At 34.1% G+C, this 15,452-nt stretch carries 2 protein-coding genes; both read left to right on the top strand.

Going from position 1 to position 15,452, the window contains the following annotated elements; translation table 11 throughout:
• The first annotated feature begins 11 nt into the window (after positions 1 to 11).
• Positions 12 to 8,702: a non-ribosomal peptide synthetase gene (locus ACIDC4_RS19450; RefSeq protein ID WP_412044021.1), complete on the top strand. Its 8,691-nt coding sequence runs from the start codon at positions 12 to 14 to the stop codon at positions 8,700 to 8,702.
• Between the two features lie 362 nt (positions 8,703 to 9,064).
• Complete coding sequence (locus tag ACIDC4_RS19445) at positions 9,065 to 15,448, top strand: amino acid adenylation domain-containing protein (protein WP_412044020.1); 6,384 nt, start codon at positions 9,065 to 9,067, stop codon at positions 15,446 to 15,448.
• Positions 15,449 to 15,452: the final 4 nt, after the last annotated feature.

The raw sequence follows: 15,452 nt of genomic DNA, 5'->3' as shown, positions 1-15,452 counted from the left end.
ATTATAATAAAATGGATCACATCAACAACAAAATAGCTAAAGATTATTGGCATAAAAAAAACAGTAGAATTGTTTATTCTAAAGAAAGTTTTCCGGGAAGTTCTTCTATAGATTTTATTATAGTTAATGCTGAAGAACTTTCTTATTTCTACAAATTGACAACGGAAAATACTATTGCAGAATTTACTGTTTTAATTACACTTTATAATATGTTGTTGCAGCGGTATTTTGAAGATTGTAATGTTCTGTCTTCGAAATCATTTTCGTCTTCTCAAAAAACGCTGCTGTGCTATGAATTTCAATCGATTGGGCAAAAAACGATAAAGGAGTTTATGCAGGAAACTAAAGAAGAAATTCAAGAAGTTTATAAGTATGCACCTTATTATGAAGATGCATTTGCTGAACAAATATCCTTTGTAAATTATATTCCCTTTCAGTTTAATTATGGAGGTGATAATGAATCTTATGAAGAGTATAATGGATTGTCACTTCATATTGAAAAGCTTAAAAACAAGGATTTAAAAATTTCATTATATTATTCTGATAAATTTGCTGAAAGTAATATTGTCCTGCATTTTTTAAATAATTTTAAAATCTGGCTTGAAGAATTAGAACAGTATATTAATATATCGGCATCTAAGATTCCTTTAACTTCCAAACAAGAAGAAAGAGCTCTGTTACATACCTCAAATGCTTCGAAATACGACCAAACCATAACACTTGCTGAAATTGTAGAAAGACAAGCAGATAAAACACCTCAAAATATTGCTGTTGTTTGTAAGGAAACGGCACTTACTTATAAATCATTTAATGAACAAGCAAACCAGCTTTCTAATTATTTTATTAAAGAGCATGGCATTTCTGAAGGTGATTTTGTTGGGGTTAAAATGGAAAGAAGTGAAAAACTGCTTATAGCTATATTGGCTGTTTTAAAGGCAGGGGCTATTTATGTTCCAATAGATGTTAAATATCCTGAGGAAAGAATTGCCCACATAGAAAAAGATAGTAATTGCAAGCTTGTTGTTGATGTTGCAGTATACCGTAATTTTCAGGAAAACCAAGTTCAATGTGCTAAAGAAAATCCATCACACAAGACAACATCTGGTAGTCTGGCTTATATTATTTACACTTCGGGCACTACAGGAAACCCTAAAGGTGTAATGATAACCCATCAAAATGCGGTTGCTTTAATTCATTGGGCGCAAGAGGAATTTAATAGTCAAAGTTTTGACATTGTTTACGCAGCGACTTCGCATTGTTTTGATCTCTCAGTGTATGAAATGTTCTATCCGCTTTCAATTGGTAAAAAAATAAAAGTATTAAACAATTCTTTAGAGATTGGAAGTGAATTAGTCAAAGATCAAAATATTTTATTGAATACAGTTCCTTCGAGTATGCGAAATATTTTAGAGGAAGGTTTTTCTCTTGAAAATGTCAGCGTAATTAATCTAGCAGGAGAACCCTTTCCGGTAGATATAGCTAATAAACTATTGCAGACTAATGCCGAAATAAGAAACTTATACGGTCCGTCAGAAGACACAACATATAGTACTTGTTATCAATTATCATCAGAAAAAATATATCGAAGCATTCCTATTGGAAAACCTATCAGCAACACACAAGCTTATATTTTAGATGAAGAGCTGCAATTAGTGCCGGCGGGTGTTATTGGAAAATTATATCTTTCCGGAGATGGAATTGCCAAAGGTTATCTCAATCAGCCGGAATTAACCGCTGCTAAGTTTATAGAAAATCCTTTTCAAGAAGGGGAGAAGATGTATGATACGGGCGATTTAGCAACATGGATGCCGGATGGAAACTTAGCCTTTCTAGGAAGAAAAGACCATCAGGTAAAACTCAGAGGCTATCGTATTGAACTCGGAGAAATAGAAAATGCCATTTTTTCGTTTTCTGAAAACATATTACAAGCGGTTGTTGCTGTTAAAAAGAATAAGGGAGCAGATATTTTAGCAGGGTATTATTTAGAAAATACTACTGTAGATAAAACACAATTAAGAACTTACTTAGAAAAACAGCTTCCGGCTTACATGATTCCTTCCTACTTTATAAAAGTAGACACGATTCCGTTAACTCCTAACGGAAAAGTAAACACGGATGCCCTTCCTGAAATATCGAATACTACTATTATTAAAAAAGATTATACAGCGCCTGCAGATGCCGTAGAGAGAGAATTAGTTCAAATTTGGGAGCAAATTCTGGGAATTTCGCCTATAGGCATGAACGATCATTTTTTTGAATTGGGAGGCCATAGTTTAATGATTTCGCAGATTATTAATGCCATCTACAAAGAGCTTAATAAGAGTGTTCCGTATAAAGTATTTTATACCAATCCTACCATCAGTGATTTAAGAAAAGTACTGAAAAACAAGGAGTACCTGCCAATTCCTTTGGCTCCTTATTCAGAATCATATCCTTTGACACATTCTCAAAACAGATTATGGTTATTAAGCCAGTTAGAGGGCGGTAACGAAGCCTATCAAATTTCGGGAGCAGTAGTATTAAAAGGAGCACTTCATGCTGATAACTTTATCAAAGCATTTAAGCAGGTAGTCGCACATCATGAAGTCCTTAGAACAATTTTTAAGAAAGATAACGAAGGAACAGTAAAACAATATAGTATTCCAAATCAGGATTTTCATTTTGTTGTAGAAAATCAAGATTTTTCTAATCAGGAATTACCATATAATGAGGTTCAAAACTATATAAGAGAAAAAAACAAGCAAAGTTATAATCTGGCCGAAGCACCTTTATTTAGAGTTTCGTTGTTAAAAACTGTTAACGATAATTTTGTATTTTACTTGTCAATTCACCACCTTATAAGCGACGGATGGTCGCTGAAAGTATTAACTGCACAAGTATTAGAAAATTATGCAGTTTTAGAAAAAGGATATACTATTACATTACCTCAAAATCCGGTTCAGTTTAAAGATTATGCGGTATGGCTAAATGACGAACAGAATAAAGACAACTATAAAACGGCAAAAGAATATTGGCTAAAACAATTTGAAGAAACAGTACCAGTGCTTCAAATACCGGGCTATACCAGTCGCCCTGCTGTAAAAACATATTCAGGAAATCAGCTGCGTTATAATTTCTCAAAAGAATTACTGAACGAATTAACAACTCTTTCTAAGAATTATCAGGTAACACTATTTACCATGTTAATGACAGGAGTAAATGCATTGTTATCCAGATACAGCAATCAGGACGATCTTGTTATAGGAACACCTATTGCCGGAAGAGAGCATCCGGATTTAGAAAATCAGATTGGTTTGTATATTAATACACTTGCCATACGAACAGTAGTAAACCAGAAAGAAGAATTTTCAACATTGCTGCAAAAAGCAGGAAAACAACTTTTAGAAGCTTACGAACATCAGAATTTTCCATTTGATGCTTTGGTAGAGCAATTAAAAATTTCCAGAGATACTTCAAGATCACCTTTATTTGATGTAATGGTGGTACTTCAAAATCAGCATCAGGTATCTGGCTTTGCAAATAATAATTCTTCTGATATTGTTATGGAAGATTTCGAAATCAGCAGTGCTGTTTCTCCGTTTGATATCGTCTTTACTTTTACAGAAAAAGAATCACTTCATTTAGAAATTCTTTATAATACCGATATTTATACTGCAGAATTTGTTCAGGGAATAGCAGAGCATTTGGAACATCTTTTTATTCAGATTGTAAAAACTCCTGAAATCGCGCTGGAAGAAATAGATTTAGTTTCTGAAAACGAAAGAGAAATTCTATTGAACACTTTTAACGATACTAATTTTATTTTTGATAACGATCAAACCGTTATAGACCACTTTTTGCATAAGGTACGCAAGACGCCCCAAGAAATAGCTGTTGTGGCAGAGGGTAAGACTTTGACTTATACTGAATTAGATGAATTGTCTAATCGATTGGCAAATTATCTAATCGATAATTATCAAATCACGAAACAGGATTTGGTCGCTGTTAAACTGGAGAGAAGCGAACATTTGCTTATATCATTATTAGGAATTTTAAAAACAGGTGCCGCTTATGTGCCTATCGATATAAACTACCCTGAAAACAGAATTAAAGATATACTGGAAGAAGTAAACGCCAAAGCCGTATTAGACGATGCTTTTCTTGATGTATTTTATAGCAAAGAAACCTCATCTGTACAGCCAAAAGTTAAAAGATTGAGTACAGATTTGGCTTATGTAATTTTTACTTCGGGTTCTACAGGAAAACCAAAAGGCGTTATGATTACGCACCAGAGTTTGGTAAACTTGTGTTTTTGGCATATAGAAGCCTATAAGGTTAATGAATCCAGCAGAGGAACTTTATTTTCCGGAGTTGCATTTGATGCTTCCGTTTGGGAAATCTACCCGTATCTTATATCAGGTGCTTCGCTTTATCCAATCCAAAAAGAAGAAATACGTCTTCAGACCTCTAAATTAGTGTCTTTTTTGCAAGAAAAGGAGATTACTCACGCTTACCTGCCTTCAAAAATATGCCAGGATCTTATGGCAGAAGACAATCTAACATTATCAACCATAATACTTACTGGAGGAGAACGCTTAAATTATAATGTTAACACGTCCTTGCAAATCTATAATAATTACGGCCCGACGGAAAATACTGTTGTAACGACTTATTATGATTGTAAACAAGCTTTGGAAGAAAAAGTATCTATTGGAAAACCAGTATTTAATACTGAGGTTTATATCTTATCCGATAACTTAAAATTGCAGCCAGTTGGCGTTATTGGAGAGTTATGCGTTTCGGGAATTGGACTTTCAAAAGGTTATTTGAATCAGCCTGAACTCACAAAAGAAAAATTCATTCAAAACCCATTTTTAGCAGAAGAAAAGCTGTATAAAACGGGAGATTTAGCCCGATGGCTGCCTGACGGAAATCTTGAATTTATAGGAAGAAAAGACAATCAGGTAAAAATTCGCGGCAATAGAGTTGAATTAGGAGAAATAGAGCATGTTATCAGAGAATATGACGCTGCAATATCCAATGCATTAGTGCTTGTAAAAGAAGTAAATAATGAACAAGCTATAATCGCCTATTATAATGCTGCATCAGCTATCGATAAAAAATCACTTAGAGATTATTTAAAAGAGCATTTAGCTAATTATATGGTACCCAGTTATTATATCGCACTTGAAACTGTACCATTAAACGCAAACGGAAAAGTAGATCTTTCAAAATTACCGGATATTTCAGAATCAGATATCCTGAAAAAAGAATATGCTGCTCCAAGTAACGAAACCGAAGCAAAGATTGCAGTAATCTGGCAGGAACTTTTAGGACATCAAAAAATTGGTGTTACTGACGATTTCTTTGAACTTGGCGGACATAGTTTATTATTAACTAAACTATTAAGCGAATACCAGAAAACATTTAAAACAGCGCTTGATCTTAAAACACTTTATACGAATACCAATCTAAAAAACCATGCGGTTCTTTTAAATGATTCAGTAGAAAAAGTGTATGAAATCGAAAAATTAGCTTCTCAGGAATATTATGATTTATCTCCTTCACAAATTCGATATTGGTTACTTTATAAAATCGACGTAAAATCCAGAGAATTTAATATCTACAGCACGCTTGATTTACCGGAGAATATAAATCCTGCAGCTTTTGAAGCTTCGTTTAATGCTCTTTTGGAACGTCATGAGATTTTAAGAAGCATATTTGTAGAAGATGCAGGTATTCCGAAACAAAAAGTACTGTCTCATCTGTCGGCGGCTATTCCGTATTTTGAATTGGAATCAGAAATTAAAAACGAAGTGTTCGAGCATGAGTTTGATCTTGCTACCTATCCTTTGTTTAAAATAGCCATTTTAAAAGATGGGTCAGCTCATAGATTGTACTTTAACATACATCATAGTATATGCGATGGCTGGTCTATGGGCGTTATATCCAGAGATTTAATGGACATCTATAATGCTGCCATAACAGGAAAAACGGCTGTACTTCCGGAATTGTCGATACAATATAAAGATTATGCACAATGGCAGAATAAGGTGCTGCAATCATCGCAAGTTAGTGCTCAGGAAAATTATTGGAAAGAACAGTTAGCCGGACCATTGCCTTATTTGCAATTACCATCTGATTACATCTCTAAACTAAAAACGAACGACAGCACTTCATCCTCTTATACAGTTTACATTACCGAAGAACAGAAGAAAAAGATAGAAGAATTATCTTCAAGAAACGGAACAAGTGTCTTTGCCGTTTTTGCTGCTACGCTAAAAATGCTGTTGTTCAGACTTACTTCAGAAGAAGATATTATCATCGGAATCCCGGTGGCCAACCGAAATCATTATCAATTAAAAGATCTGGTAGGCTGTTTTATAAACACGCTTATGCTGCGTGATAAAATAAATGAAAATGAATCTTTTGGAAAATGGTTACAGCAGGTGAATGAAACCTTAATAAACGCTTTGGCACATCAAAACTATCCTTTTGAACGGTTATTAGAATTGATTGATGCTCCTCTTAATGATAATCGTTTTCCTCTAAGTCCGGTGTTTTTAAACATGGTTGATTTTGATACAAAAACGCTGGAAACAATAGCAGACTTTAGTCCAAACCACAAAGTGTTAGAAGCTGCTCCAAAATTTGATATAGAATGCTATATAAAAAGTTTTGTTAATGGTTACAGCATCAACTGTGTTTACGATCATGAGCTCTTTAAAAAAGAAACCATTGTGTATTGGATAGAGGCTTATTTGTCGATTATAGATCAAATAGCAGTCGATAGCGATAAACCGTTACGATCTGTAAAAATATTTGAAAACTATATTGGTCAGGAAGAATATTTGAAACCAACTAATGATTTTGAATTTTTTGAGGCAGAAGAAATCCAGCAAAGTATAGCACAGCGATTTGAAAAACAAGTAAAACGATTTCCAGATCGTACGGCAGTATATTGTAATAATACGGCACTTACATATCAAATGCTGAATAATTGTGCCAACCATTTAGCACAGCAAATTATAGAAAAAGCGAATCAGTCAACAAAGCGCATTGCCTTGCTTTTAAATCACAATGAAACTTGTGTAATAGGAATGCTTAGCGTGCTTAAAGCCGGATTTACTTATGTGCCTATAGATGCAAACAGCCCATTAAATAGAATTCAGTTTATTATTGAAGATTCAGGATGCGATCAGTTGGTCTGCAATGGTTCGACTTTAGAAAAAGCACAACAGCTGCAACAGGAATTACCGCAATTATCTATCATAAAACTGTCTGAAAATTATAATCTTCCGGAAATTTCAAATCCGGAGAATACGGTAAGCGCTTCTGCGGAAGCTTATGTATTGTATACTTCAGGGTCTACGGGTATGCCAAAAGGAGTTTTGCAAAACCAAAGAAATGTACTTCATTTTATTAGAATATATACGAATAATGTTCACATTTCAGCACAGGATAATTTAAGTGTTTTCTCTACTTATACATTTGATGCTTCTGTAAAAGATATTTATGGTGCCATTTTAAATGGTGCTGTAGTTAGTATTTATGATATAACTGAAAATGGACTTGATCCGCTTTCAGACTGGTTGTCGAATCAAAATATTACAATTATACACATGGTGCCAACTATCTACAGGAACTTTTTAAAAGGACTGGAAGAAGGCAAATTGCTGCCTGGTATAAGATTAATTGATTTAGGTGGAGAATCATGCCACAAATCAGATTTGGATTTATTTAAAAAGCATTTCATTGAAGGCGCTTTTTTAGTAAACGATTATGGACCAACTGAATCTACTATTGTAGCTCAAAATTTCTTAAAACATGAGTCTCAATTAACGAGAAACAATATCCCTCTGGGCAGAGTAGTAGAAGAAACAGAAATTTTCTTATTAGATGAAAACAACAAACCGAGAGGTGTTTATCAAACGGGAGAAATTGTTTTCAAAAGTGAGTATCTTTCATTAGGTTATCTAAACAGAGAGGAATTAACAGAGAAAGTTTTTATAACTGATCCGGCAACAGGAAAAGGCAGAGTTTATAAATCCGGCGATATAGGAAAAATGCTTCTTACTGGTGAAATTGAATTTTTGCAGCGTAAAGATTCTCAGGTAAAAATCAACGGACTGCGAATAGAACTATCTGAAATTGAGTATCAATTAGAACAGGTTGAATTAATAAAAGAAGCAGTAGTTTTACTGAAGGAACTACAAGGGAATAGTTATATAACGGCGTATATAAGGGTGACTGAAGATTTTGAAGCAGCTAAAGTAAAAATAGCTTTAGGACAAATATTACCTAAATACATGATCCCGACAATCTATATAACTCTGGAACAATTTCCGTTAACAAGAACCGGAAAAATAGAACGAAAAGCATTGCCAGACCCAACAGTATCCGATTTGAAAACGGTGCCTTATGCTGCTCCTAAAAACGATATAGAAAGTGCATTGGTAAATATTTGGGCCGAAGTTCTAAAACTCGATCCAGCGATAGTAGGAACTGAAGATAATTTCTTTGAATTGGGAGGTAATAGTCTGCAGGCTGTAGTTTTGATTAATAAAATAAACAAAACATACAATACGGTACTTTCTATAACAAACTTATATGATACCTTAAACATACGAGATTTAGGAGCGCTGCTGAACTTTTCAATCCTTCAAAATCATAAATTAGATACAGTACTTCAGGAACAAGATCAAGACGAAATTATTTTGTAATGATTTTCAAAATAGAAGATGGAATGTTTCACATTATTAACTGATTAAACATTTTAAAGATAAAGGGTTGCTTTTAATAGTAAGCCCTTTTTTGGCTTCTGTATGTAAAATTTCAGTAAAAAAAATGCTGCCTTTACCTACAGCTTGTATAATCATTTTGCTGATTATTAGTGATTTATATGGCTTGTAGGAAAGTCCGTAAATTATAGATTAAAAGTCCGTAATTTTTATAGAGATGTTGCTGATATTTTTATATAAAATATTTGATGCTTTAATGCTCGCAAAATAACTCTCAAAAACAAATTACAGTTGTTGAGGATAGCGAAGCTGTTTGTTTAATACTAGATTTAAACTGTTTTTTTATGAAGAATGAAATTATAAATAAACTTACTTCTTTGGGAGTTCAGTTGAAAATAATTGATGGTAATCTTAAGGTAAATGCTGCAAAAGGAGTATTAACAAAAGAATTATTAGAAGAAATTAAAGAGCACAAAGCATATTTAATCAGTTTGATATCTTCAAATACTTCAATTCCAAAAGCTAAAGTAATAGAAAGTTACGCCTTGACTCCAACGCAATACTTCATGTGGTTTATTCATGAACATCTGGGAGGAAACAAAGCCTATAACATTACTTCGACATTAAAGCTGGACGGAAAATTGGATAGTGCACTTCTGGAAAAAGCATTTAAACAGGTAATAGTAAGACACGAATCACTTAGAACCGTTTTTAGAAAAAATCAAAACGAAGAAATACAACAGTACATCCTGAGAAATGAGGAAATAGAATTTAAGCTTCAAACGGTAATTGTAGAAAATTCTTCTATTGAGCAGCTTCATCAGCAAATAAAACAACAATACCAAAAAGCTTTTGATTTAGAGAAAGGTCTTTTATTAAGTGCCACATTATTTAAGAGAAATGAAGAAGAACACATTCTCTTGTTCAATCTTCACCATATTATAGGAGATGGCTGGTCATTACAAATACTTACCAGAGAAGTCATGGTAGTTTATAATAGTTTGGCTGGTAATCAGGAAATAAAATTATCCGAACTTCCTATACAATACAAAGATTACAGCGAATGGCTTAACGAAAAGCTTGTAAGCACTGAATATAACAGCAAATTAGAATACTGGAAAAAGCAGTTTGAAACAAACTGTCCGGCATTGAATTTAGTTCCGGGAAAACGTCCGGTTATGAAAACCTATAAAGGGCAAATCCATCAGCATGAATTTTCGAAACAGTTTTTAGGAGACTTAAATGCATTTGCCAGAGAACAGCAGATGACCTTGTTTATGTTATTACTTGGAGGTCTTAACGGATTGTTTTCAAGATATACAGGTCAGACCGATATAACATTGGGTACTACTGTTGCTGGACGAGAGCATTCAGATTTAGAAAATCAAATAGGATTGTACTCAAATGCTTTGGCGATTCGTACACAATTTGAAAAAGAAGACAGCTTCCTGAAGCTGATGCAGCAACAAAAGCAGACGCTTATAAAAGCTTATGAAAACAAAGAATATCCTTTTACAGCAATTGTAAATCAATTATCACTTCCTAAAGACCAAAGCAGATCACCCTTCTTTGACATTATGGTGTTATTGCAAAATCACCAGGGATTGGAAATAAACGATCAGAAAGGAATAAACGGAGTTGTGGCTTCTCACTACAATGAAGTAGAAAGAGAAGTAAGCCAGTTAGATATAAGTTTTGTATTTGTAGAAAATGAAAAAGGATTATCGCTTAGTGTAGAATACAATACAGATATCTACGAAGAAACTTTTATAGTTAATTTATTAAATCATTTTGAAGTATTTGTAAATGCGGGTATTCGAAAACCGGATTTAGCAATTAATGCTATTGAAATTGTATCTCCAGCAGAAAAAAATACGATTCTTAACGAATTCAATCATGCTTTAACTCCTTATGATTGTTCCTTAACGGTTGTGAACCTTATAGAATCAATAGCCAAGGAAAATCCAAATCAAACGGCATTCATTCACCAAGGAGAAAAAAGCAGCTATGCTTATTTAGAAGAATACAGTAATAAATTGGCCAATTACCTGGAGCAGCAATTCAATGTAAAAAAAGGTGATTTTGTTGGAATAGAGTTAGAAAGAAATTCGGGGACTATTATTACCATCATCGGCTTACTAAAAACCGGAGCTGTATATGTACCTATAGATCCTGCATATCCTGAAGCACGTAAAAATTATATACAGCAAGACAGCGCCTGTAAACTGATTATCAATAGCGAAATATTAGCAGCGTTTAAAAGTAACTCACATAATTATCCTGCACTATATACAGCTGCAATAACTCAAAAAGATTTAGCTTATGTAATATATACTTCGGGATCAACAGGAAATCCTAAAGGAGTTCAAATTACACATGAATCTTTTGCAGACTACGTAATAACTTTTAAAAATCATTTTCAATTAACACCAAAAGATAGTGTAGTACAGCAAGCCAGTATTTCTTTTGATACTTCTATAGAAGAAATATTTCCAATTCTTATAAGTGGAGGAACGTTAGTATTTCATGAAGAAAAAGGTGACTTCGAAGAATTATTCAGCCTTTGCGAACGCCATAAAATAACAGTTTTAAGTACGAATCCGTATGCCTTGCAATATTTAAATGCGGTATATAACAAGTTCAATCTTAACATAAGAATACTCATTAGCGGCGGTGACACATTACAAGCAGATTATGTCAATAACCTATGGGATAAAGTTTGTGTGTATAACACTTATGGCCCTACAGAAAGTACAGTTTGTGCAACGTATCATCAAATAACAAATAAAGAAGTTACGATTCCTATTGGTAAACCTATAGCAAACAGACAAGTTTATATTATTGAACCTGATGCTGCACAATTAAGTCCTGTTGGAATTGTGGGTGAGATCTGTATTTCCGGAAAAGGATTAGCGGCGGGTTATTTGAATCAGCCTGAACTAACCAGAGAGAAGTTTACAGCAAATCCTTTCAGCGTTGATGCATTAATGTATCGTACTGGAGATCTTGGCTATTGGACACCAGATGGTAACGTGAATTTTATTGGCCGTAAAGATCACCAAATAAAGATTCGCGGCTACCGTGTAGAACTTGGCGAAATAGAATATGCTTTAAAAGAAGATAAAACAGTAACCAACGCAGTAGTGCTCATTAAAGAGCATGCTGGAGAGAAAGTTCTTATCGCTTATCTAACAGGTAAAAATATAAATGTCGAAGGATTAAAAAATTCCTTAAGAAGCCGTTTGCCGGAATACATGATTCCCGGATTCTATATAGAACTGGATTCAATTCCTTTATCACCTAACGGAAAAATTGATAAGCACGCACTGCTGGCTATAGAAGATTTAGGCATAAAAAATGCGGAGTATACTGCACCAAGAAACGAACTTGAATCTCAAATAGCATTGATATGGGAAGAGATTTTAGGAATATCTAAAATAGGAATCACAACTAGCTTTTTTGACTTAGGCGGGCACAGTTTGAAGATACTTAGGCTGATAAACGAATTAGAAAAGCTGGGTTATGAATTAAAGGTAAAAGACGTTTTTGAAAGCCCTACCATAATGGGAATGGTAGAAAAATTACATGCATCTTCCAGAGAGGTGCTTACTAAAGCACCGGAGCAGGAATACTATCCTGCGACTTCTTCACAAAGACGATTATGGACTTTAAGCCAATTTGATGGTGGAAGTGCAGCTTATAATATTACGAATGTACTGGAATTGAAAGGGGCATTAGATATTTCATTATTTCAAAAATCAGTAGATAAACTGATTGAACGTCATGAAAGCCTTCGTACTGCTTTTAAAAGAGATGAATGGGGAACATTACATCAATATATTCTGCCTGCGTATGAAGCTGCCTGTCTGGTGAACGTACATCATGCATTACCAGATGAAGATGTTTCGGCAATAATAAGCAGCCATATTGACCATCCTTTCAATCTGGATAAAGCACCATTACTTAAAGTTAAAATTATAAGTTTCAGCGATGAACATCATTTGTTGTTGTTCAATCTTCATCATATTGTGGGTGATGGCTGGTCTATGGAAATACTTTCGAGAGAAATAGTAGCGCAATACAATAATTTTAAACAATCCAAAACAATAGCGCTGCCAGAGCTGCCTATTCAGTATAAAGATTATGCGTATTGGTATAACAGTGCATCAAATCAGGAAAAATTAGCCCAATCAGGAACTTATTGGCTGGAGCAATTTGCAAACGATCTTCCTGTATTGGAATTATCGACAATGGCCAACCGCCCAAAAGTAAAAACGTATAATGGAGATAGTATTTCATATACTTTTCCTGCCGATTTTACAGCTGGTTTAAAAAGCTTTTCCCAACAAAACGGAGCTACTCTGTTTATGGCATTAATGGCCGGATTAAACGGATTGTTTTACAGATACAGCGGCCAAACCGATATCATAATCGGAACTCCGGTAGCAGGAAGACATCATTCAGACTTAGAATATCAAATAGGACTTTACCTCAATACAATAGCCATTCGTACACGTTTTGAAGCTGCAGATACGTATGGCAGTTTATTAGAAAAACAAAAAAAGGTACTTCTGGATGGCTATGCAAACGAATCTTATCCTTTTGATGTTCTGGTTGAACAATTATCATTAAAAAGAGACCTTTCAAGATCAGCATTGTTTGATATTATGGTGGTTTTGCATAATCAGCAGGATATTTTTTCTAAAGAAGAAACTTTTTCAGAAATAGAAATCTCATCCTATAATAAAGTACAAAAGAAGTCCAGCCAGTTTGATTTGAGTTTTTCTTTTGTAGAAGAAAAAGACAGTTTAAGCGTAACGCTTACTTATAATACTGATATATATACATCAAAATTTGTTCAAAAACTATTGCATTATTTTGAAAAGTTTATTGCTGAAGGTATAGAAAAACCAGAAAGTAGTATTGCTAAAATTGACTATGTTGGAAATGAAGAAAAACAGCGATTATTGCACGTTTACAACGCAGCAGACAGTGACTATTCAGATAATAAAACAATTGTAGATTTAGTAGAATCTCAATGTATTAAAACACCAGATGACATTGCACTTATTTCTGAAAACAAAATAGTTACTTATAGAGAACTACAGCAAAAATCCAATCAATTAGCACAATATTTATTGGATAACTACGTGGTAAAACCGGGAGATTTTGTTGGTGTAAAGCTAAAAAGAGACGAATGGTTAATCATATCAATATTAGCGGTATTAAAAACCGGAGCGGCTTACGTTCCTATAGATTTAAATTATCCGGAAGACCGAATTGTCTACATAGAACAGGACAGTTCTTGTAAAATAACTATAGCAGAAAAACTACTGCAGGATTTTGAACAGGCGAATGTACCAGTGACGGAGCTGCCTAAAATTAAAATAATTCCCAATTCATTAGCTTACTTAATATATACTTCTGGCTCTACAGGTAAACCTAAAGGAGTAATGCTGACACATGATAATGCAGTGGCTTTTTTAGATTGGAGTATGCAGGAATTTGCTTCTGCTGATTTTGACATTCTATATGCAGCAACGTCTCATTGTTTTGATTTGTCTGTTTTTGAAATGTTTTATCCGCTGTCTATAGGAAAGAAAATTAGAATTATTACAAACGGATTATCCATTTCCGATTATGTAAACAAGGATCAAAAGATATTAATCAATACAGTTCCTTCGGTAATAGATAATTTGCTGGAAAGAGAAGTGTCGCTAAAAAATGTGACGGTTATAAACATGGCCGGAGAACCTATTCCAATTGGATTGAGTAACAGCCTGATTCAATATCCTGTAGAGATTAGAAATCTCTATGGTCCTTCAGAAGATACAACCTATAGTAGTTGTTATAGAATCGATAAAATTCATGAACATTCACTTCCTATAGGAAAACCTATTTCGAATACACAATTTTATATACTATCTGACGAATTATCATTACAAGGAGAAGGATTAGTTGGCGAACTCTGTATCTCCGGAAAAGGATTGTCATTAGGCTATCTGAACAAGCCTGAACTGACGAAGGAAAAATTTGTTCCAAATCCTTTTAACCCTGATAAAGTAATGTATCGTACAGGCGATTTGGGATATTGGATGCCTGATGGAAACATCGGTTTTATAGGCAGAAAAGATCATCAAATAAAAATTCGCGGTTACCGTATAGAGCTTGGAGAAATAGAACATGCACTGGAAGAAGACGAATCGGTTGGTAGTGCAGTAGTGCTTTCCAAGGATCATGCTGGAGAAAAACAAATTGTTTCTTATTTAAAAGGAGAAAAGATTGATATTCAGAAAGTACGCAGCAAGCTGTCGCAAAAACTGCCAGGTTACATGTTACCAACCTATTATCTTTTATTGGATGAAATTCCGTTAACGCCAAATGGTAAAGTAGACAAAACAGCGCTTTTAGAACTGGAAGTTCATAAAATCAAAACCTCACATTATGTCGCTCCTGAATCTGAAACAGAAAAGCAGATTGTAACCATGTGGCAGGAAATACTAGGTGTAGACAAAGTAGGAATAACAGACAACTTTTTTGAACTGGGCGGACATAGTTTAAAAGCAACAGAACTGCTGTCAATCTTACATAAACAATTTGATGTGACTATCAGTTTACAGGAACTCTTTGTGCGTCCTACGATTCAGAATTTAGCACTGAATATTGAAAATGCAAAATGGCTTGAAGAAGCTGATTACAGTCAATCGGTTAAGAAAATAGTAATATAATTCA

The sequence above is a fragment of the Flavobacterium sp. C3NV genome, assembly GCF_046825355.2.
In the GTDB taxonomy this organism is placed as follows: domain Bacteria; phylum Bacteroidota; class Bacteroidia; order Flavobacteriales; family Flavobacteriaceae; genus Flavobacterium.
This window is presented reverse-complemented; position numbering and strand designations above follow the sequence as displayed.